The following is a 20,594-nucleotide window of genomic DNA, read 5'->3' on the forward strand; positions in this document are numbered from 1 at the left end:
AAGCTTATTTTTCCACGAATGCACGTTCAATCACGTAATCGCCTAAAACGCCCATACGTGGTGATTCTTTTAATCCGTGTTGATCAAGCAGCGCAGCAACATCATCCAGGAAGGCTGGGCTACCACACAGCATCGCGCGGTCAGTTTCCGGGTTAAAACGTGGTAAACCGATTTTCTCGAACAATTGACCAGATTCAATTGCAGTGGTGACACGACCTTGAGTATGGAAATCTTCACGTGTTACCGTTGGATAATAAACCAGTTTTTCTTTCGCGCCCAGTTCCGAGAAGAATTCGTGGTTTGGAATTTCGTTCAGAATCAGGTCCTGATACGCCAGTTCAGAAATATAACGTGTACCATGAACAACAATGATTTTTTCAAAACGTTCATAGGTTTCCGGATCACGAATCACCGACAGGAACGGTGCAAGACCGGTACCTGAAGACAGCAGGTATAAGTTTTTACCCGGATTTAAGTCATCGAGTACCAGAGTTCCGGTTGGTTTGCGAGAAACCAGCAGTTCATCGCCCACTTTAACTTTTTGCAAAATCGAGGTTAATGGACCATCTGGCACTTTAATCGAGAAGAATTCCAGCTCTTCTTCATAGTTGGCACTTGCAATCGAATATGCACGCATCAAAGGCTTACCATTCACTTCAAGACCGATCATTACAAATTGACCGTTTTTAAAACGCAGTGCAGTGTCACGAGTCGTTTTAAAAGAGAATAAAGTGTCATTCCAGTGGTGGACGTGAGTAATCTTTTCGACGTTAAAAGCAGCCATTAAAGGTCTCAATAAATTATCAAATTAGAACAGGTTGCTATTCTAATCTAAATTCATACTCGATAAACTGAATATATTTAATTGAGCTTATCAAAAAAAGTGATTATGACTGATCTGACCTTGCCCATTATCGGGATTATGAAATCTCCTTATAAAGAAAAGTTTGGCATCCCGCGGCAGCCGAATCTGGTTCAGGTCGAATCCTATATTGACATGCTGGAACCTTATAACGATTTGCTGGCCTTTGAGGGCATTGAAGCATTTAGTCATTTGTGGTTGCTGTGGCAATTTCATGACAATAAAAACCAGCAGCAGACAAAATTCCGTGTTCAGGTGCGGCCGCCGCGTTTGGGTGGTAACCAGAAAATTGGAGTATTTGCGACACGCAGTATGTACCGGCCGTCACCGGTAGGCTTGTCAGTGGTGCAATTAAAACAGGTGAAAAAAGTCGGCAAGGCAGTACGGGTTTATGTGACCGGGAGTGATTTACTCGATGGTACACCGATTTTAGATATCAAGCCTTATATCCAGTATTCTGATGCGGTCATGGAGGCGCAAAGTGGCTATGCGCAGGATGAGCCTGAACGTAAACAGGTGGTGTGGACAGAGCAGGCCGCTGTACAAAAACAGCAATTGTTGCAGCAGCATAAAATTAGCGCGCAGATGCTGAGTGAGCTGGAACAGGTGTTGTCTTTAGACCCGCGTCCGGCTTATCAGGAGGATGAAACCCGGCTCTATAAAATGCACTTTGCCAATATTGATGTCGGATTTCTAGTACAGCCAGATCAGGTGCTGATTCAGATGTTAGCGCTTAAGCCGGCTTAAACATAAAATAAGCCATCGCAATCAGCACCGCCATATGCAGAATTTGGGCCGGTGCAAAATACAAGGCAAAGCGTGGTCCGCCAATTAAAAAGGCATTCACGCATTTGGCCAGTGCATGTGCACCGAGACCCAAAATCAGCGCATAAAACAGGGTTAAATTGCTGGGCGAGCCTTGGGTAATTACCGCGGCAGCGGCAGCGTGAATTTCAAATAAAGACGCCAGGAAGGTTCCGGCAATTAAACCGGTGCTGCCCAGTGCCTGATCCAGTCCGTAGACCATGGCTTGAATCAGGGTGAGCGTGACCACAATAATCGCGGCCTCTTTGAGGCTAAACATGCGGCTATCGGCTTCTTTGGCTTTTTGCTGTGAGCCGGTATTTTTTCTGAGCAGCCAGTAACCCACCGCCACCAGAATCATAATCGCCACTGCACTCGGTACCACAAATACCTTAAACCAGGACAGATTAATCCCCACAATAATAATCAGAATCTGCAACAGTGTCGCCACGCAGGACATGAGCGCCGCGCCCGCATTAATCTGGGCATCGCCGCGGCCGGAACGCACTTCCATGCCTAAACTGGCAATGGTGGCGGTACTGGACACAAAGCCGGACGCAATTGAGGATAGCATCAGTGCATTATTGGTGGACAGCAGGCGCTTGGCGATATGCGCCAAAGCCTGTACCGATAAAATCAGAATCAGCAGTTTTAAAATCACATAAGGATTGAGCACATTGCCCCATAAGGGGGTATCTGGCGTCAAAGGCAGGGCAATCAGAACCAGTGCCAGCAGGAACAGACCATCACGCAGCTCTGCTTCGGTAATCCATTTGCTGACAATGCCGTGCATCAGGTGTTTGGTCATGAGCAGACCGGTTAAAATAACCGCCAGACCAGCCGCCAACGGAATATTCCACAAACAGAGCGCGCCAATAAAATAGGTCATAATAAAGGCCAGTTCGGTGGTCGCACCCGGGTCTTCAACCTGATTTTTAAGCGAAAACAGCCCAACTCCGCCAATAATCACAGCCCCGACAATACCAAAAACTGGCCCTAGCAAAAAGCAGATCGCACCGAGCAAGGCACACACGGCAAAGGTGCGCACCCCGGCAAAATGATGGTTGGCTTCATTGTGCTTGCTGCGTTCACGTTCCAGACCAATTAACAGGCCACAGCCGAGTGCGGCTGCAAGCATGGTCATCAGCTCCTGAAAAGAGGTACTCAAGATTGAAGGGGCAGTTAAAAATTCCATCTTTATATCCCGCGGCAGTGGGGCGACGTCTCCATCATATAATTGATTCTGTGAAGATTGCTATGCGGAACTGTATGTTTAATTTGCAGGAGCTGCGCTTGAGACGCATCAGTAGCAGATTTTCCAGTGGCAAAGGCAGGCGGGAAAAATAAACTCTGCTATAGTGTGCTGATGTTGGGGGAACAAAAACAATGAATTTTAATTTTGAAATTGATACCACCTGGTGTTTAGAGCAATTATTAAAAGATGGCCGGATCAGCGAACGCGATAAAATGCTGGTACAGACCACGCATCGCCAGCGTGAGCAGCTGAAATGGCATCCGTTGCAATGGATTGCGCATTTTAACCTGACCGATCAGCAACATCCCCAAACCACATTGACACTGAACCGTTTATGTCAGTGGCTGGCAGAAAAGACCGAGCTGCCTTTTTATGTGATTGATCCGTTAAAGGCCGATGTGGCCGCTTTAACCGCGGTGATGTCCCTGGAATTTGCCCTGCGCAATAAAATTCTGGCGGTAGAGATTCAGCCCGATGCGGTGTTCATTGCCACCGATCAGCCGTTTATGACCGATTGGGTCGCCAATTTAGAACACAGTTTATTGCCGCGTAAAATCCAGCGCGTGCTGCTGAGTCCAGAGCAGTTACAGCGTTATCTGGTAGAATATTATCAGGTCAGTCGTGCGGTCAGTGGTTCACAAAAAGCCGCAGCACATGACCGTGAAAATAAAGGTGTCGAAGCCTTATTACAGCTGGGCGATACCCAAAACCCCGATGCCAATGACCAGCATATTGTTAAACTGGTGGACTGGGTGCTGCAGTTTGCTTTTGAACAGGGTGCCAGTGATATTCATCTGGAGCCACGTAAAGACAAGGGGAAAATCCGTTTCCGGATTGATGGCGTACTACATACCATTTATAACATGCCGGCCAATACCTTAACTGCGGTCATTTCACGGATTAAAATTCTCGGTCGCATGAATGTGGCAGAAAAACGCAAACCTCAAGATGGCCGTTTAAAAACCCGTACTCCCAAAGGGCAGGAAACCGAATTGCGTCTTTCGACTTTACCGACAGCCTTTGGTGAAAAACTGGTGATGCGTATTTTTGACCCGGAAGTGCTGGTACGCAGCTTCCAGCAGCTTGGTTTTGAAGAACGTCTGTTACAGGGCTGGCAAAGTCTGACCAGTCATAGTCATGGTATTATTCTGGTCACGGGGCCGACCGGCTCCGGTAAAACCACCACGCTGTATTCATCACTGAAGCAGCTGGCCACCGATGAAGTCAATGTCTGTACCATTGAAGACCCGATTGAAATGATTGAGCCGAGCTTTAACCAGATGCAGGTCAATCAGGGCATTGAGCTGGGCTTTGCCGATGGTGTACGCGCGCTGATGCGTCAGGACCCGGATATTATTATGGTTGGGGAGATTCGTGATCAGGATACGGCCAATATGGCCATTCAAGCGGCATTAACCGGTCACCTGGTGTTATCGACCTTGCATACCAATGATGCGCCGTCCAGTCTGACCCGTTTGCATGATTTAGGTGTGCAGCCTTTTTTAACTGCAGCCACCATTCTGGGGGTATTGGCGCAGCGTCTGGTGCGCAAGCTGTGTCCGCATTGCAAACAGGAAGGCATGATTAATACCAATGAATGGGAACATCTGACGTTTGACTATGTCATGGAGATGCCGGAAAAAGTTTATAAGCCGGTGGGCTGTGAAGCCTGCCGTCAGACCGGCTATAAAGGCCGGATCGGGATTTATGAGTTTATGCCGCTGAGTCTGGACACCAAACAGCTGATAGGTGCCAATGCTGATCTGACTCAGTTACGCCAGCAGGCCAAAAAAGAAGGCATCGAGCCACTACGGATTGCCGGGGCGCGTAAAGTCATGGCCGGTATTACCACCTTAGAAGAAGTACTGCGGGTGGTACCGTTAAACTAAAACCCAAAAAAAGTGAAAAATTTTTGAATATGAGGAAATCTTAAGATTCAGCTCATCTTGCTTTGTTTTAATGACTACATCGAAACGAACAACACTGAATGAGGAAAGACAGATGAACCTATTTTCAAAAGCACTTTTAACTGCAGGTCTAGTGGGCGCAACTACATTTGCTGTTGCAGATACCGCAGTGAACCAGTCTGCACTGGCGCAAGCAACCACGGTGAAACAGGCGTTAACCATGAAAGATGACAGCAATGTTCAGCTGAAAGGTTATATCGTAAAAGCCATTGGTGATGAAAAATACCAGTTCCGCGACAGCACTGGCACCATCACAGTAGATATTGATGATGACCTGTGGAATGGTAAAGCGATTTCTGCCAAAACTCCAGTGGTGATTACCGGTGAAGTGGACATTGATTATAAACCTTCTAAACGTGTTGAAATTGATGTCGAGCAGGTTCGTTTCTAAGCCGACCTTTTAATCAGATTGATTGCAGCTCCACGCAAAACCACATGCTCCATGCATGTGGTTTTTTTGAATCTTGTGAAAAATCAGGCATGATGTAAAAAAGGCTAGAGTAGAACCAATGCGTATTTTACTGGCAGAAGATGACGCCTCTCAGGCAGAAAGTATTAAAACCTGGCTGGAAATGGACGGTTATAACGTCGATTGGGTCGAGCGTGGCAATCATGCCATTTTGGCCATTGAGCAGCATCACTATGATTGTGTGCTGCTGGATCGTGGCCTGCCGGGCAATACCGGCGATGAAATTCTGACCGCTTTGCGCCGTAAACAGTTGGATACCCCGGTGATTTTTATTACCGCCAAAGACAGCATTCAGGACCGGGTCGATGGACTGGATTTAGGCGCCAATGACTATCTGGTCAAGCCTTTTAGTCTGGAAGAACTGTCAGCACGGGTGCGCAGCCAGTTACGTACCCGGCAGACCCAGCCCGATCATCAGATCCGTTTTGCCAATTTGCTGTTAGATACTCAAGCCAAAACCTTAACCCAAGATGGCCACGCGGTGAATTTAACCGCCAAGGAATTCCAGATTCTGTATAAATTAATGCAAAAGCCCGAGCATATCGTAACCCGGGAACAGCTGGAAGAATCGCTGTATGCCTGGGGTGATGAAATTGAAAGCAATGCCATTGAAGTGTTTATTTATCAGCTGCGTAAAAAAATTGGCAGCCATTTAATTAAAACCATTCGCGGTTTGGGCTATCGCATGCAGCAGGAACAGGCGTAAATGAAGCAAACGGGTGCGGTTTCTTTACAGAAAACCCTAGTTAAAACCTCGGTACTGAGTTCCATGATTGCCGGCCTGCTGGCACTGGTGCTGCTGTTTGCCGTGTCAATTTATCAGACCATGCAGCTGCAAGATGAAATCATGGATGAAGCGGCCGATATGCTGTTATTGCAGGATATTAGCAGTGGCGCCGGCGAGCAGGTCGATGAACTCACTGAACAGTTCAAGATACATTATCAGCTGCGACTGGGCCAGCAGACCTTGACCGAAACAGAAGATTTTCCCTTAGCACCAGCTACGATCACACAGCAGGAAGAGGGATTTTCCTTTGTCTGGGCGAATCAGCGTTTATGGCGTGTTTATGTGGCCAGTGATGATGACTTAAGCGTATTGATGACCCAGAAAATGAATGTCCGTTTTCAGGAAATATGGGCCACCGGTCTGGGCTATGCCGCGATTTTAATTTTACTGTGGCTGATTCAATGGGGCATTGTGCATTTTGCCATTCATAAACAGTTCCGCTCTTTACAGGCCTTATCTGCGCAAATTGCGCAAAAGCATGTGCAGGATCTGAGTCCGGTACAAAGCACCCAGCCAGAATTGCTGGAATTACAGCCGATGGTGCAGCAGTTAAACCGTTTGCTTAGCCGGCTGGAACATTCTTTAGAAGCCGAGCAGCGTTTTACTTCTGACGCCTCGCATGAACTGCGTTCGCCGCTTTCTGCCATTCAAATGCGTTTGCAGGTGTTAAAACGCAAATATCAGGATCAACCGCAATTAGCGGAAGATCTGGCCCAGATTCAACGCGATGTCAACCGCGGCACTCAGGTACTGGAGAATCTGCTATTACTGGCGCGTTTAGACCCGGCACATCTACAAGACTTGCCTATAACCGAGGTTGATTTACAAAAGCTGGTGCTGGATGTGCTCGAGGCCTTGGCACCGTTTAGTCTGGAAAAACAGATTAAACCGCGCTTGCAGCTACAACCGGCGATCATTCAGGCCAATCCGGAATTGCTATATACCTGTATCCGTAACCTGATCGACAATGCCATCCGCTATGCCACGCAACAGGGTGAGGTGGTGGTCAGTATCAATGGTGATGCTGAACAGGTGCAGCTGTGTATTGAAAATAATGGTCAACAGATCAGTGATGAGGTGTTACAACGTCTGGGTGAGCGTTTTTATCGGGCGCTGGGCACACAAACCCAAGGCAGTGGTCTTGGTATTTCGATCTGTAAAAAGATTATCAGCCTGCATCAGGGCCAATTGCAGTTTAGCCGTTCAGCTTTAGGCGGTTTACTGGTGGAACTGAGTTTGCCCGGTGTGAAGCAAAAATAACAAAATCGAAAATAACAACATTGAGTTCAATCTTGAGATACGCATGGGCAGTTAAAAAGCAGTATGCGCTGATTCATACTGCTGCTTCCCACGATTATTATTATTCAGATGTTGTTCTTATTTGGTGAGAATAAGGCGATTATTACGGGTAAGGCGTAGGCGGTATTCTTCTCCGGCATGCATGATGCGAATTTCACGACCGAGAGCAAACAGGTTATTAGAATGTAACATTGGTAAGGCATACTGTTGATCTGCATTACGGCTAAACAGGCTAAATGGTGCGTTCATTCCTTCGACTCCGTGGTGTATGTTGAACGATATAAATGATAATCATTATCAAATATATCTGTCAACGCTTGATTTGGGGAATTTATAAAAAGTATAAATTTGCTTACACTTGCTCATATTTCAAAAACAGGACGTTTCATGTCAAAGCCACATCTACATATCGCAATTGGGATTTTATTGCATCAGACCCAGGTCCTGGTCGGCTGGCGCGAAGCCAAACAGCATCAGGGCAATAAGCACGAATTTCCCGGCGGCAAGGTAGAGCAGCATGAAACGCCAGTGCAGGCCTGTCGCCGTGAAGTGCGCGAAGAAGTAGGCATTGACCTGATCCAGTGGCATGAGTTTGATTTTATCCGGCATGAATATGAAGATGTGATTGTCAATTTGCATGTGTTCCATGCCTTTGTGCCGGCGGCGTTGCTCTCAGACATCCAGCAACCGTGGACCTGGTATAAACGGCAGGATTTGGCTCGTTTGAATTTCCCGCAAGCCAACCAGCGTATGCTGCAACGCCTCTACTGGCCTGAATGTATCAAAATTAGTGAAGACTTAAACTGTCTGGATACCCCGGATACCCAGCAACTGCTGTACTGGCGTGTCGCACCGGCACCGGAACGCAGTATTGAACTGGCTGAGCAGAATATTGGCTGTTTAAAATCATTAATTGTTAATCTGGAACTGTGGAAGCAGCTGAATAGCGTGCAGCAGGTCTCGGTCGCTGCCATCCATTTAAAGCAGCAACAATGTCTGCAATTGCACAAGGGCAGCCTGCAGGCCGGTCAGCGTTATATTGCTGCCTGTCATGATCTGGAATCGTTACAACATGCGCAGAATATTGGCTGTGATGCTGCAATTTTAAGTCCGGTGCTGCCAACAGCCAGCCATCCGGATACTCCGGCATTAGGCTGGGCACAATTTCAGAACTGGGCCAAACAGGTCGATATTCCGGTGTTTGCCTTAGGCGGGATGCATCGGCAGGACTTGGCGCAGGCCCAGCAACACCATGCCTATGGTATTGCCGGGATCCGCTTTATGGATGCGTTGGATAGCGCTTCAGCCTAAAGTTGTTTCAGCGCTTGCTGTGCCTGTTGCACGGTACGGCTATTGTTTTGTAGCTGGCCGGCTTTTTGAATAATCAGCCATAATTGGCGTTTCATCGCCGGTGTTTGTGCATAGCTCAGACCACGGCGGGCCAGGGCTTCTGCATTTTTCGGCTGTTTTTTCTGGTTCGCCACCAGCCCTAAATACATATAGGTTTCAGCCGATTGCGGTGCCAGACGCTGTGCCTGTAAGGCGGCAGCTTCGGCACGCGCCCATTGTCCCTGACGATAAGCCGTCTGGGTCTGCTGCATCAGTTTCTTAAACGCTGGTAAAGAGCGGCCATCTTCAAAACGCTGCTGTACTTTTTGTTCAGGAACCACGACCTGTAATTTCTTGCGCTGAATTTCTTCCTGTTCATAAGGATGAATCACCACGCCGGTGGGTGTGCGAATGGTTTTTCGTTCAGTCGTTTTTTCTTGGTCCGGTTGCGGTGCCGGCTTGGATTCCGGCAGGCTTTGACAGCCCACCAGTCCAGCCAGTCCCATCCCCAAGATCAGATATTTCAAGGTCATTTAATTAAGGGTCCACTTATTGCGTATAACTGCCGCTTGAAATGATGCGTGCATCATTTTCGGAAAGTTGTCTTTCCATCTCGGCTTCACTTTCCTGGATATAATTCTCGATACTGTCACTGCTTTCAGGTACAGCTTGGTAATATTCGGTATCCGGATTGTAAACCGGCTCAACCTGATAATGCGGTAAACCACAGGCGGTGGCCTGACGCGGCACATGATTGCGATAAATCGGAATATACATCGCACCAGCACAGCCTTGAGCCGACAAGTGACCAGAGTCACGGTCAATCCAGTGCCACTGCACGCTGTCCGGCTGGCGCAGATTTACCGGCTTCTGGCGCAGCTGACGCATCACATTGCTCCACACCGGCAGGGCACCCGATGAACCTGTCAAACCGGTGACTTTGTTATCATCCAGCCCTAACCAGACCACACTTAAATAGTTGCCCGAATAACCGGCAAACCAGGAGTCGCGGGTATCATTGGTGGTGCCCGATTTACCGGCCAGTTTTAAATCGCTGGACAGGCTGTTATAGGCTGCACGTCCGGTTCCTGCACTCATTACCTGTTGCAGGCCATAATTCAGCATATAGGCCGCAGACGGTTCAATGGTCTGCTGTACTGACAGGCCATAACGCTCGAGCAGACGACCATTAGAATCGACCACCGCGCGAATGGCTTTGGTTGGATACTGGAACCCACCGGTGGCAAAGTTGCCATAAATATTCATCACCTGCATAGGCGATAAATCGACTGCACCCAGATAAATGGACGGATACTGTGGAATATTTTCGCTGCTGACGCCAAATTTAATCAGATGGTTACGGAAGGTTGATAGACCAAATTCCTGACCTAAACGTACCGCCGACAGGTTATAGGAATTGGCCAGCGCTTGCGCCATCGGGACTACGCCATGTTCGCTGCCGCTGTAATTACGCGGTGTCCATGACTTGCCGGCAGATGGAATACTGATTTCGGTATCCTGTACCGGACTGGCCCAGTTATAGCGACCCGATTCTAGTGCGCTTAAATAGATGACCGGTTTCAAGAGCGAGCCGACCTGACGCTTGGCATCCAGCGCACGGTTAAAGCCGGTAAAGTCCTGGGTAGAACCGACTGCAGCCACCAGTTCACCATTTTCAGGATGGGACACCAGCACCGCCCCTTGTAAATCTTTTAAACGGCGCGGATTGGCATTGGCCAGACGGTTTACTGATTCTTTAAATGCACTTTGTACCTTGGTCTGTGCAATTGGGTCTAAAGTGGTAAAAATCCGTAGTCCCTGATTGGTCAGATCACCTTCTTGATATTCAGCACGTAACTGACGGCGCACAATGTCCAGAAAATCCGGGAAGCGGGCAGGGCCCATGGTCGGTTTGGCAATCACATTTAACGGACGCGCGGTTTCGGTTTCATACTGTTCCTGCGTCAGATAGCCCATCACCAGCATATTGTTCAGTACAATATTACGGCGTTTTTCGGCCGCTTCCGGATTACGCCATGGATTATATAAAGACGGTCCCTGCACCAGACCAACCAGAAAAGCCTGCTGGGCAATATTCAGTTCACGCAGCGGCAGACCAAAATAGAACTGTGAGGCCAGACCGTAACCATTAATAGAATAGTTGCCGTTTTGACCCAGGTTCACTTCATTTAAATAGGCTTCCAGAATTTCATCTTTGTCATAATGCAGCTCAATTAGCATCGCCATCAGCGCTTCATTGGCTTTACGCTTTAATGTACGTTCCGGGGTCAGATAAAAGTTTTTCACCAGTTGCTGGGTCAGGGTCGAACCGCCCTGACGTTTCCCGCCGGTAATATTGCTGACAATAGCACGCGCAGTCCCGCGAATCGACACGCCATGATGCAGATAGAAATTACGGTCTTCGGTGGCAATTAAGGCTTCAATTAACGGTTTTGGCACCCGGTTCAGTTTAATCAGCACCCGGTCTTCATTGTGCTGCGGATAAATCCCGCCAATCAGCATGGGCTCTAAACGGGCAATACCGGTGGTCGATGGTTTGGTCGCACTGACTTCAGCAATCTGGTTATTGGCAAAGCTGACTTTGAGTACCTGTTCCGGTTCAACACTTTCACCAAAATCGAAGCCGCGGGTATGTACAAACAAGGTGTCGCCCGCATCGACATAGCTGCCGGTTTTGTTATAGCTTTCTGCGCTTTTATAGCCTAAAAGTTTTAATTCCTGCACGAAATCGGCTTTATTGAGCGGTGCATTGGTATAGATTTCCAGCGGACGAGCAAAGACCTTGGCTGGAATGTCCCAGCGCTGTCCTTCAAATTTATCTCTAACAATATTATCTAATCGAATCAGGTAGATACTTAATGCCAGAAATGCCCCAATCACCAGTATACAAAATAGAAGTGCAATAATACCTATGCCACGTTCAGACTTCATAAATCGCAATAAAACCCTAAGAAATTAGGCTAATCATGCGAAGCTTTTACATAATTTGCAATATTTAATCTGTGAATGAAGCGGCCAATCGAGGAGAAAAAACGGTTGGATTCAGATTTCTAAAGTTTTTTTAAAACATTCGGGTTAGTGCTATTATAGTCAACGGATCGTAGCGGAGCGATGTCGTAGGTGCAAATTTCACACAAGAACTTTCGTAATATCGGATTGATTGGACGTCCTGGCAAAACTTCGGTCGTAGAAACGCTCAGTTTAATTCATGATCATCTGCTGAATTTAGGCCTGCATCCGGTATTTGATGCAGAAACAGCAGAACTGGTCCCTTATCCGAACACCCAAACCGTCAGCCGCGCCTTGCTGGGCGAAGTGGTTGATCTGGTGATTGTGGTCGGCGGTGATGGCTCGTTGCTGCATGCAGCGCGCGCGCTGGTCAAATACAATACGCCGGTCATCGGGGTAAACCGTGGTCGTTTAGGCTTCCTGACCGATATTAAACCCACGGAAGTCATCTTCAAGCTGGATCAGGTATTAAAAGGCGAGTTTCAGCTGGACCGCCGTTTCCTGCTGGAAATGGAAGTGCGCTCCAAAGGTGAAGTCATTTATGAAGCAGTGGCTTTAAATGATGTGGTGCTGCATTCCGGTAAATCGGTACACATGATTGATTTTGACCTGAATATTGATGGTCAGTATGTTTATCGTCAGCACAGTGACGGTTTAATTGTATCTACGCCTACTGGTTCTACCGCCTATGCCTTGTCTGGTGGTGGCCCGATTGTGCATCCGAGTATGGATGCGATTGTGCTGGTGCCGATGCATCCGCATACCTTGTCTTCACGCCCGATTGTGGTGGGTGGACAAAGCGAAATTAAAATCCAGATTCGTGAAAACCGTGTCTTGCCAATGGTCAGTGCCGATGGTCAGCACAGTGTTTCACTCAGTGTCGGGGACAGTTTGCATATCCGCAAGCATCCCTATAAGTTAAACCTACTTCATCCACCGGGTTATGACTTCTATATGGCATGTCGTACTAAGCTCGGCTGGAACCAAGATTTTGATTCTTTGCAACAGCAGGATTTATGATGAATATTGAACAGATGCTGGCCGTACTCAATCCTGAAATTGTTGGTCGTCTAAAAACCGCGGTAGAGATTGGTAAATGGCCGAATGGTGTGGCGTTGACCAAAGAGCAGCGCGAAATTTGTATGCAGGCCGTGTATGCCTGGGAAATCCAGCATTTACCGGAAACTGAACGTAGCGGTTATATCGACCGTGGCACCAAGGAAGAAGGTGAACAATGTGATGATGATCATCACAAAAATGAAGATTTCCAGCCGATCAAGTTTATTTAAACTTTAACGCAGAGATTCATGCAAAAAAGGTAAGCCGCGGCTTACCTTTTTTATTGGCTATGTTTTGTGGCTTAAGCATTTAAACGCGCAGCCCAGAACTGTTGTGCTTTGTCCATGGCTGCTGCAAAACTGTCGCAGACGCCCATGGTATACAGCGCAATGCCCATGGTTTCCACCACCGCCACTTCACCATATTCATGCGATTGCTGGCCTTCCCAGACAGCTTTAAATACCGCCAGGTCCAGTTCTTCTTCAATCGGGCTGCGGTTGTCGGTCAGCTTTGGCAATTCATGTTCATACAACTCACCGTTACGAATGCCACAAATTAAGGTTTTGGCATCCGGATTCCGTTCAAACTCGCCGCCTTCACCTTTAATCACCGCACTGTTCAGATAGCCCAGTTTAAACGCCGACTGTTGATGGGAACTGCGATAGGCCGGATGGAAAATGGCCTGTACCGTGGCTTTGGCATTAAAGGGGTTAATCAGCCGGGCAAGAGTATGAATAGGTGAACGCAGGCCCATTACATTCCGTAGTGCAATCAAATCGGCCAGTACCGGAGAAATCACCTCTAAAGGCAGATAGGCAAAGTGACGCTGCTGTAATTGCTGTTCGACTTCCGTATCTGACTGGCAGATTGGATAGCCTAAGTATTCCAGCACCTGTTCGGTATAGACCCGGTTAATGGTATGCCCAGCAGCGCCGTGCATGACAATTTTAAAACCCTGTTTGGCCAGAGTCAGCGCGGCCAGTAAAAACCACGGATAATGTTTGCGTTTCCCGGCATAGGAGGACCAGTCCAGATCTACATCTAAAGTTTTAAACTGCAACTGGTCACGGGTGGCCTGAACAAAGCCGGCCAGTTCATCGACCGATTCCTCCTTGACCCGCAGCAGCATCAAAAAAGCACCGAGCTGAACATCGAGTACTTCCTGTTTCAGGATCATGGAAAAGGCCTGATAGGCTTCTTCATAGGTGAGGGAACGTGCACCATTTTTGCCTTTTCCCACAATACGTACGTACTGGGCAAAAGGATGTTCAACGTCTTTATAAATGTTTCTTTTCGTGCTCATGTAACTGCCTGAATCTCAAATAAATGGCGCCGGTCGCTTCCCACAATATACACATGTTTGCGGTTTTTTAAAAACCGTATGCTTTGCTCGGATTTAGACTAATGTCTAAGCTGTTTCTGCTTTAAAGTTCGCCAGTTCGCGCTGTTTTTAGCAGCACTACATTTGAATTTTAGGTAAAATTCGCAGCGTTTTATATTGTTTTTTATTTTTACTCATCTCCTGTTCTAAAAAGCCGCTTTTGCGTTTGAGCCTGTTGATTCTGGCGGCTCAAAGTAAGCCCGACTTTTGCCGATGAAAATAAAGCGTTGAATGTTTTGAGCCATGGCTCAAGGCAGCGTATGCCTGTTGTTTTAAAAACAGGCAGAACAGGTCGTGGGTAAAAAATCAAGGGTATTTGTCCTCTGGACAAGAACAAAAGTAGATCTGTTATGGCCAAACAACCTATTTATAAATCCCTGTACTTTCAGGTGATTATTGCAATTATTGCAGGTATTCTCGTCGGTCATTATTCTCCTAGTGGCACACAAATTGTTAATGGCGTGGAACAGTATGTTCCGGGTCTGGGTGAGCAGCTGAAACCCTTAGGTGATGGCTTCATCCGTTTAATCAAAATGATTATTGCGCCGGTGATTTTCTGTACCGTGGTGAGTGGTATTGCCGGTATGGAAAGCATGAAATCGGTGGGTAAAACCGGTGGCGTGGCATTACTGTATTTTGAAATTGTCTCTACCATCGCCCTGATTATTGGTCTGGTGGTGATTAACGTCTGGAAACCAGGCGTTGGCATGAACGTTGATCCAGCTTCTTTGGATACCACAGGTATTTCCAAATATGTAGAAACTGGTGAAGCACAATCTACAGTCGAGTTCCTGTTAAATATCATTCCAAATACCGTGGTCGGTGCCTTTGCCCAGGGTGAAATCCTGCAGGTGCTGATGTTTGCCATTCTGTTTGGTTTTGCCTTACACCGTTTAGGGCCAGCAGGTAAGCCGGTCTTGAAACTGATTGACCAGATTTCGCATGTGTTCTTTAACATTGTGAACATGATCATGAAAGTTGCGCCAATTGGTGCTTTCGGTGCGATGGCCTTTACCATTGGTAAATACGGGATTGGCAGTCTGGCACAACTGGCGCAGTTAATTATCTGCTTCTACCTGACCTGTGTGCTGTTTATTTTTATCATACTCGGCAGTATTGCGCGTATGACCGGTTTCAGTATCGTAAAAATGATCCGCATGATTCGTGAAGAATTACTGATTGTATTGGGGACCTCATCTTCAGAATCGGTATTACCGCGCATGTTGAAGAAACTGGAAATTGCCGGCTGTGAAAAATCGGTGGTGGGTTTAGTCATTCCAACGGGTTATTCCTTTAACCTGGATGGTACTTCGATTTATTTGACCATGGCCGCAATCTTTATTGCTCAGGCCACCAATACACCTTTAGAACTGCATCATCAGATTACTTTATTGCTGGTGCTGTTGATTTCTTCTAAAGGCGCAGCAGGGGTGACCGGTTCAGGCTTTATTGTGATGGCGGCAACACTGGCGGCTGTGGGTCATATTCCGGTGGCTGGTCTGGCGCTAATTCTGGGTATTGACCGCTTTATGTCTGAAGCGCGTGCCTTGACCAATCTGGTGGGTAATTCATTGGCGACCATTGTTGTAGCGAAATGGGTCGGTCAGTTAGATCAGGAAAAGCTGCAATATGCATTAAATAATCCGGAAGAAATTGACCGTAAGATGGCAGAACAAAGCCAGCAATCTGCTTCGGCTTAACAGCAGGGCGGTGACTAAAGGAAGCTTCGGCTTCCTTTTTTTATTACTTGGCAGTCAATAAAAAAGCCGGGCGAGACCATGACAGTACGCTTAAAAATGCATAGCATGGGGCTGAATGTAAAACAAGAATGTACCCTACAAGGATCGACTATGCTGGCTTATGATGCAGATTTAGAATTATTCCGTGACAACTTCCGCCGCTTTATGAGCGAACAGATTGCCCCGCATTATGAACAGTGGGAACGGGAAGGAATTATGCCGCGCTCGGTCTGGAACCAGCTGGGTGAAAACGGCTTTTTATGTGTAGATGTACCGGAACAGTATGGCGGTTATGGTGTACCGACCCATTATTCGCTGATGCTGGTGGAAGAATCGGCACGTGCCGGTTATAGCGCACTGTCTACCGGTATTTCCTGTCATTCAGAAATTGCTGCACCGTATATTTTAAATATTGGTTCAGAAGAACAGAAACAGTACTGGCTGCCCAAAATGGTTAGCGGTGAAGTGGTCGGTGCGATTGGTATGACCGAGCCGGGTGCTGGTTCTGACTTGCAAGCCATGCGCAGTCATGCCATTTTGCAGGATGATCATTATATTTTAAATGGTTCTAAAACCTTTATTTCCAATGGCCAACATGCCGATCTGGTGGTGCTGGCGGTAAAGACCGATCCGCAGGCACGCGCCAAAGGTGTGTCTTTATTGCTGGTCGATACCCATCTGGATGGCTTTAAAAAAGGCACCAACCTCGACAAGATTGGCCTGCACGCTCAGGACACCTCGGAATTGTTCTTTGATAACGTGAAAGTACCCAAAGAACAGTTACTGGGCCAGCCGGGACAGGGCTTTGCCTATTTAATGCAGGAATTGCCACGTGAACGGACCGCGATTGCCGCCACCGCCTTGGGCGCTATCCGCGGTTCGATTGACATCACCACGCAATACGTCCAGGAACGTCAGGCCTTTGGTCAGAAAATTGGCCAGTTCCAGAACAGCCGTTTTGTTTTGGCACAGGCTAAAATTGATGAGCTGGCCACGGCTGCGTTTTATAACCAGAATGTTGAGCTGTATATGCAGGGCAAACTGGATGTTGAAACAGCAGCAGCATTAAAAAGCTTCTCGACCGATATGCAGATGAAAGTGGCCGATCAGCTGCTGCAGCTGTTTGGTGGTTATGGTTATATGACCGAATATCCAATTTCACGCTTCTTTGTCGATGCCCGTATCCAGCGAATTTATGGCGGCACCAATGAAATTATGAAAGAGATTGTGGCGCGCGGTTTATTGGGCCGTTAAGTCCTATACATCAGACCAAATGAAAACACCCGCCCAGCATCGACTGGGCGGGTGTTCTTGGTGGGTGTGTTTCTGAGACTATTTTAATGCAGGCTGAGCACATGCAGACTTTCCCGAATAAAAATCGGCAAGTCTGCTGGTGAGCGTGAGGAAATATACAGGTTATTGTCATTTACCACCGCTTCATCAAAATACACGGCGCCGGCATCCATCAGTTCCAGCATCACCGGGGCAATGCTGGTCATGCGCCGGCCTTTGACCACACTGGCATGAATCAGCAGTTGCGGACCATGACAGGTGCTCATAATTGGTTTCTGGGCATTGGCAAAATTTCGGACAAAATCGACAAAACGTAAATCATCACGCAGTTGTGCCGGAGATTGGCCGCCGGGAATCAGCAGCGCATCAAAATCATGAATGGTCACATCATCTATACTTTGGTCGATGGTCACCGAGCTGCGCCGTTGATAACCATAGACAATATTGCCGGCCTTGTTTTCAACATTTACCACGCTATGCCGCGCTGCACGGAAGGCGTGGATCAATTCTGGATAGTCTGCATCTTCATAATCATGGGTAATCAGCACCGCGATTCTTTTTGACATTATTATTCTCCGAATTGCTTTAAATAAAAGAGTAAAGGGGAAAAAGCAAAATTTCATTGCTGCTTTGTAACCAGTTTTCTTATTTCTTTTTCAAGTTAAAATTTCTGGAATTTTATTCAATATTTATGGGCGTTATTTTCTATGTAAGTAATTATGACGCCTGTTCAGTTTACGCAATAAACTTGCAAAATCCTATCACTATTCATCGAATTCAGATGCAAAAGCTATCGGCTGATTGGAAAAAGACCCTGTTTCATCTGCTTAAATTCGCTACACTCTGGATGGAAAAACAGGCAAAGCGTCGTGACTTGTTCAGAATTATTCATGAGCCATAGCTGCTCAATTGATAAACAGTCTCACAAGTTGCAGAGAGTTTAACCAACTGTTTGTTTTTAAGACTGAATCAATCAAAGTTGTATTGCGCAACATTTGAAAGCTAACTATTGTTATACTGTTTGCATACCGTTTATGAAGGGCGACATAACAATGATCAACGACGATCAAAACACAACGACTTCTCTTGACCTGAACAATATTCGTGAGGAAATTGACTCTGTTGATATGCAGATTCAACAATTGATTAACCGTCGCGCACGATTGGCAGAAGCGGTGGCCAAAGCCAAATTTGCCGCTGAAGAGAATCCGCTGTTTTACCGTCCGGAACGTGAAGCACAAGTTTTACGTAATGTTATGGATCGCAATGAAGGCCCATTGTCGGACCAGACCATGGCACGTTTATTCCGTGAAATCATGTCGGCCTGTCTGGCACTGGAAGCGCCGCAAAGTATTGCCTTCCTGGGGCCTGTTGGGACTTATACCCATTCTGCGGTACTCAAGCATTTCGGTCATGATGCCCTGGTGCGCCCTTTACAAACCATTGATGAAGTCTTCCGTGAAGTGGAAGCGGGCAGTGCGCATTATGGTCTGGTGCCGGTAGAAAACTCCTCTGAAGGGGTGGTGAACCATACCTTAGACTGCTTTAAAACTTCAAATCTGAATGTGATTGGCGAAGTTGAATTGCCGATTCATCATCAGTTCCTGATTTCTGCAAATACCCGTAAAGACAGCATTAAACAGATTTATGCTCACCAGCAAACGCTGGCACAGTGCCGTAAATGGCTAGATGCGCATTATCCTGGGGTGGAGCGTGTGGCTTTAAGTTCCAATGGTGAAGCGGCGCGCCGTATTCGTAATGAATGGCATTCTGCGGCCATTGCTTCTGAAATTGCGGCAACCATTTATGATCTTGAAATCATGCACAGCAATATCGAAGACAACCCGGAAAACACCACGCGCTTCTTGGTGATTGGCCGTGAGAAAGTGCCACAAAGCGGCAATGACAAAACTTCATTGCTGGTGTCTGCACATGACCGTGCCGGTGCCTTGCTGGAAATTCTGGCGCCATTTGCCAAACACAACATTAGTCTAACCAGTATTGAAACCCGTCCGGCTTTACCTGAAAAATGGGCCTATGTGTTCTTTATTGATCTGGAAGGTCATATTGAGCAAGACAATGTTAAAGCTGCGATTGAAGAAATCCGTCCATTGGTGAAAGAAGTCCGTGTACTCGGCTCTTATCCGGCGGCAGTTTTATAAAATTCTCTGGTGGCCGTGTGCGCTGCATGCGGCTGCTTTTCACCTGTAAATCTGGAAGTAAAAAATGTCGTTTGTCCCAGCCAATGAAGGCATCTCTAAGTTAAAGCCATATCAACCAGGTAAGCCGATCAGTGAACTTGAGCGCGAATTGGGTATTACCGATATTGTGAAATTGGCATCCAATGAAAACCCGTTGGGCTGTTCAGACAAAGTCAAAGAGGCCGTGGCTGCCGAGCTGGCAGAAATTGGTCGTTATCCAGATGGTGGTGGTTTTATTTTAAAAGACCAGATTGAAGCGCAGTTTGGTTTTGGTCATGAACGGATTACTTTGGGTAATGGTTCAAATGACCTGCTGGAAATGTTTGCCCGCGCTTTTGTGTCCGAGCAGGACTCAATCGTATATAGCCAGCACGCCTTTGCGGTTTATGCGCTGGTGACTCAGGCCATTAATGCGCAGGCCATTGAAGTGCCAGCCAAAGGTTTCTCGCACGATTTAGAGGCGATGGCTGCAGCCATTCAAGCCAACACCAAGCTGGTGTTCATTGCCAATCCGAATAACCCGACTGGCACCTGGTTTGAAGAAGCTGAATTTGAAGCCTTCATGCAGAAAGTACCGGCCAATGTAATTGTGGTACTGGATGAAGCCTATGTGGAATACTTCCCGGAAAACTTCAACAGCCTGAAATATCTGGATCAGTATCCAAACCTGATTGTTAGCCGTACTTTATCGAAGTGCTATGGTCTGGCAGCGCTACGAGTTGGTTTTGCTCTGGCCTCTGTACAGGTGACTGACTATTTAAACCGTATCCGTCAGCCATTTAACGTGAACCATTTAGCTATGGTGGCAGCTGTAGCAGCGCTGAAAGATGAAGCCTTTATCGAAAAATCACGTGAAGTGAACAAGGCTGGTATGGCGCAGCTGGAAGCGGGCTTTAAGGCACTGGGCCTGAACTATGTGCCTTCACGTGCCAACTTTATTCTGGTTGATGTACAGGCTGATCCGGCACAAACCTTCAATGCCTTGCTCAAAGAAGGCGTGATTGTACGTCCGGTTGGTATTCCAAACCATCTTCGTGTATCGATTGGAACAGAAGCAGAAAATGCCAAATTCCTGACTGCACTGGCGAAGGTGTTAGGTCTGGACGCAAAGGCATAAGC

Annotated in this window: 19 protein-coding genes; 12 read left to right on the forward strand and 7 right to left on the reverse strand. The window is 47.2% G+C overall.

Going from position 1 to position 20,594, the window contains the following annotated elements:
- Window positions 1–4: 4 nt before the first annotated feature.
- Window positions 5–784: a ferredoxin--NADP reductase gene (locus FTU67_RS03130; RefSeq protein ID WP_005179053.1), complete on the reverse strand. Its 780-nt coding sequence runs from the start codon at window positions 782–784 to the stop codon at window positions 5–7.
- Between the two features lie 105 nt (window positions 785–889).
- Here FTU67_RS03130 and tsaA point away from each other — a divergent pair, with 105 nt between their 5' ends.
- On the forward strand, window positions 890–1,609 hold the full coding sequence (gene tsaA / locus FTU67_RS03135) for a tRNA (N6-threonylcarbamoyladenosine(37)-N6)-methyltransferase TrmO (protein WP_180061432.1): 720 nt from the start codon (window positions 890–892) through the stop codon (window positions 1,607–1,609).
- Here tsaA and FTU67_RS03140 read toward each other — a convergent pair.
- The gene (locus FTU67_RS03140) at window positions 1,596–2,861 is read right to left on the reverse strand and encodes an MgtC/SapB family protein (RefSeq protein ID WP_035363234.1); all 1,266 of its coding nucleotides are present in this window, start codon (window positions 2,859–2,861) and stop codon (window positions 1,596–1,598) included. The two genes, tsaA and FTU67_RS03140, sit on opposite strands and share 14 nt — an antisense overlap.
- Before the next feature lie 191 nt (window positions 2,862–3,052).
- Here FTU67_RS03140 and FTU67_RS03145 point away from each other — a divergent pair, with 191 nt between their 5' ends.
- From FTU67_RS03145 to FTU67_RS03160, 4 genes are all read left to right on the forward strand, one after another.
- Window positions 3,053–4,810, forward strand: coding sequence for a GspE/PulE family protein (locus FTU67_RS03145; RefSeq protein WP_180061398.1), 1,758 nt, complete (start codon window positions 3,053–3,055; stop codon window positions 4,808–4,810).
- A gap of 112 nt (window positions 4,811–4,922) precedes the next feature.
- Complete coding sequence (locus FTU67_RS03150; RefSeq protein ID WP_005179042.1) at window positions 4,923–5,279, forward strand: NirD/YgiW/YdeI family stress tolerance protein; 357 nt, start codon at window positions 4,923–4,925, stop codon at window positions 5,277–5,279.
- Window positions 5,280–5,397: 118 nt separating this feature from the next.
- A complete protein-coding gene (locus FTU67_RS03155) occupies window positions 5,398–6,063 on the forward strand; it encodes a response regulator transcription factor (RefSeq protein ID WP_016659177.1) in 666 nt (221 codons plus the stop codon).
- Window positions 6,064–7,404: a HAMP domain-containing sensor histidine kinase gene (locus FTU67_RS03160; protein WP_160241173.1), complete on the forward strand. Its 1,341-nt coding sequence runs from the start codon at window positions 6,064–6,066 to the stop codon at window positions 7,402–7,404.
- 117 nt (window positions 7,405–7,521) lie between these two features.
- Here FTU67_RS03160 and hemP read toward each other — a convergent pair whose 3' ends face one another.
- A complete protein-coding gene (gene hemP / locus FTU67_RS03165; protein ID WP_005179034.1) occupies window positions 7,522–7,692 on the reverse strand; it encodes a hemin uptake protein HemP in 171 nt (56 codons plus the stop codon).
- A gap of 138 nt (window positions 7,693–7,830) precedes the next feature.
- Between hemP and FTU67_RS03170 the strand changes: the two genes are divergently transcribed.
- Window positions 7,831–8,754 carry a thiamine phosphate synthase gene (locus FTU67_RS03170; RefSeq protein ID WP_005179031.1) on the forward strand — a complete coding sequence of 308 codons (924 nt, stop codon included), beginning with the start codon at window positions 7,831–7,833 and terminating at the stop codon, window positions 8,752–8,754.
- Here FTU67_RS03170 and FTU67_RS03175 read toward each other — a convergent pair.
- Both FTU67_RS03175 and mrcB read right to left on the reverse strand, forming a co-directional pair.
- Entirely contained in the window at window positions 8,751–9,305 is a 555-nt protein-coding gene (locus tag FTU67_RS03175) for a hypothetical protein (RefSeq protein ID WP_104470304.1), read from the reverse strand. The two genes, FTU67_RS03170 and FTU67_RS03175, sit on opposite strands and share 4 nt — an antisense overlap.
- 16 nt (window positions 9,306–9,321) lie before the next feature.
- Window positions 9,322–11,724 carry a penicillin-binding protein 1B gene (mrcB, locus tag FTU67_RS03180; RefSeq protein WP_104472396.1) on the reverse strand — a complete coding sequence of 801 codons (2,403 nt, stop codon included), beginning with the start codon at window positions 11,722–11,724 and terminating at the stop codon, window positions 9,322–9,324.
- Window positions 11,725–11,913: 189 nt separating this feature from the next.
- Between mrcB and FTU67_RS03185 the strand changes: the two genes are divergently transcribed.
- Both FTU67_RS03185 and FTU67_RS03190 read left to right on the forward strand, forming a co-directional pair.
- Window positions 11,914–12,822 (forward strand): NAD(+) kinase, encoded by a 909-nt coding sequence (locus tag FTU67_RS03185; RefSeq protein WP_005179018.1) that lies wholly within the window; start codon window positions 11,914–11,916, stop codon window positions 12,820–12,822.
- A complete protein-coding gene (locus tag FTU67_RS03190) occupies window positions 12,822–13,091 on the forward strand; it encodes a YeaC family protein (protein ID WP_005179016.1) in 270 nt (89 codons plus the stop codon). The genes FTU67_RS03185 and FTU67_RS03190 overlap by 1 nt, the downstream gene beginning before the upstream one ends.
- A 71-nt stretch (window positions 13,092–13,162) precedes the next feature.
- Here FTU67_RS03190 and FTU67_RS03195 read toward each other — a convergent pair whose 3' ends face one another.
- The gene (locus FTU67_RS03195; protein WP_075166941.1) at window positions 13,163–14,164 is read right to left on the reverse strand and encodes a glycosyl transferase family protein; all 1,002 of its coding nucleotides are present in this window, start codon (window positions 14,162–14,164) and stop codon (window positions 13,163–13,165) included.
- A gap of 428 nt (window positions 14,165–14,592) precedes the next feature.
- On the opposite strand from FTU67_RS03195, the gene FTU67_RS03200 reads away from it, so the two are divergent.
- Together FTU67_RS03200 and FTU67_RS03205 are read left to right on the forward strand one after the other, a co-directional pair.
- Window positions 14,593–15,942 (forward strand): dicarboxylate/amino acid:cation symporter, encoded by a 1,350-nt coding sequence (locus FTU67_RS03200; RefSeq protein ID WP_180056543.1) that lies wholly within the window; start codon window positions 14,593–14,595, stop codon window positions 15,940–15,942.
- 150 nt (window positions 15,943–16,092) lie between these two features.
- Window positions 16,093–17,235 carry an acyl-CoA dehydrogenase family protein gene (locus FTU67_RS03205; protein WP_075166939.1) on the forward strand — a complete coding sequence of 381 codons (1,143 nt, stop codon included), beginning with the start codon at window positions 16,093–16,095 and terminating at the stop codon, window positions 17,233–17,235.
- An 83-nt stretch (window positions 17,236–17,318) separates the two neighbouring features.
- On the opposite strand, the gene FTU67_RS03210 is transcribed toward FTU67_RS03205, so the two are convergent.
- Complete coding sequence (locus FTU67_RS03210; protein WP_005179007.1) at window positions 17,319–17,840, reverse strand: type 1 glutamine amidotransferase domain-containing protein; 522 nt, start codon at window positions 17,838–17,840, stop codon at window positions 17,319–17,321.
- A gap of 486 nt (window positions 17,841–18,326) precedes the next feature.
- Here FTU67_RS03210 and pheA point away from each other — a divergent pair, with 486 nt between their 5' ends.
- Together pheA and hisC are read left to right on the forward strand one after the other, a co-directional pair.
- Window positions 18,327–19,436: a prephenate dehydratase gene (gene pheA / locus FTU67_RS03215; RefSeq protein ID WP_005179005.1), complete on the forward strand. Its 1,110-nt coding sequence runs from the start codon at window positions 18,327–18,329 to the stop codon at window positions 19,434–19,436.
- A 64-nt stretch (window positions 19,437–19,500) separates the two neighbouring features.
- Window positions 19,501–20,592 (forward strand): histidinol-phosphate transaminase, encoded by a 1,092-nt coding sequence (gene hisC / locus FTU67_RS03220; protein ID WP_005179004.1) that lies wholly within the window; start codon window positions 19,501–19,503, stop codon window positions 20,590–20,592.
- Window positions 20,593–20,594 lie beyond the last annotated feature (2 nt).

This window comes from Acinetobacter sp. YH12132 (assembly GCF_013418645.1).
GTDB lineage: Bacteria > Pseudomonadota > Gammaproteobacteria > Pseudomonadales > Moraxellaceae > Acinetobacter > Acinetobacter indicus.

Coding starts and splice junctions, on each gene's coding strand:
- FTU67_RS03200 (WP_180056543.1), top strand. CDS start 14,593: ATGGCCAAACAACCTATTTATAAATCCCTGTACTTTCAGGTGATTATT.
- pheA (WP_005179005.1), top strand. CDS start 18,327: ATGATCAACGACGATCAAAACACAACGACTTCTCTTGACCTGAACAAT.
- FTU67_RS03155 (WP_016659177.1), top strand. CDS start 5,398: ATGCGTATTTTACTGGCAGAAGATGACGCCTCTCAGGCAGAAAGTATT.
- FTU67_RS03190 (WP_005179016.1), top strand. CDS start 12,822: ATGAATATTGAACAGATGCTGGCCGTACTCAATCCTGAAATTGTTGGT.
- mrcB (WP_104472396.1), bottom strand. CDS start 11,724: ATGAAGTCTGAACGTGGCATAGGTATTATTGCACTTCTATTTTGTATA.
- hemP (WP_005179034.1), bottom strand. CDS start 7,692: ATGAACGCACCATTTAGCCTGTTTAGCCGTAATGCAGATCAACAGTAT.
- FTU67_RS03145 (WP_180061398.1), top strand. CDS start 3,053: ATGAATTTTAATTTTGAAATTGATACCACCTGGTGTTTAGAGCAATTA.
- FTU67_RS03205 (WP_075166939.1), top strand. CDS start 16,093: ATGCTGGCTTATGATGCAGATTTAGAATTATTCCGTGACAACTTCCGC.
- tsaA (WP_180061432.1), top strand. CDS start 890: ATGACTGATCTGACCTTGCCCATTATCGGGATTATGAAATCTCCTTAT.
- FTU67_RS03150 (WP_005179042.1), top strand. CDS start 4,923: ATGAACCTATTTTCAAAAGCACTTTTAACTGCAGGTCTAGTGGGCGCA.
- FTU67_RS03175 (WP_104470304.1), bottom strand. CDS start 9,305: ATGACCTTGAAATATCTGATCTTGGGGATGGGACTGGCTGGACTGGTG.
- FTU67_RS03140 (WP_035363234.1), bottom strand. CDS start 2,861: ATGGAATTTTTAACTGCCCCTTCAATCTTGAGTACCTCTTTTCAGGAG.
- FTU67_RS03130 (WP_005179053.1), bottom strand. CDS start 784: ATGGCTGCTTTTAACGTCGAAAAGATTACTCACGTCCACCACTGGAAT.
- FTU67_RS03170 (WP_005179031.1), top strand. CDS start 7,831: ATGTCAAAGCCACATCTACATATCGCAATTGGGATTTTATTGCATCAG.
- FTU67_RS03210 (WP_005179007.1), bottom strand. CDS start 17,840: ATGTCAAAAAGAATCGCGGTGCTGATTACCCATGATTATGAAGATGCA.
- FTU67_RS03195 (WP_075166941.1), bottom strand. CDS start 14,164: ATGAGCACGAAAAGAAACATTTATAAAGACGTTGAACATCCTTTTGCC.
- FTU67_RS03160 (WP_160241173.1), top strand. CDS start 6,064: ATGAAGCAAACGGGTGCGGTTTCTTTACAGAAAACCCTAGTTAAAACC.
- hisC (WP_005179004.1), top strand. CDS start 19,501: ATGTCGTTTGTCCCAGCCAATGAAGGCATCTCTAAGTTAAAGCCATAT.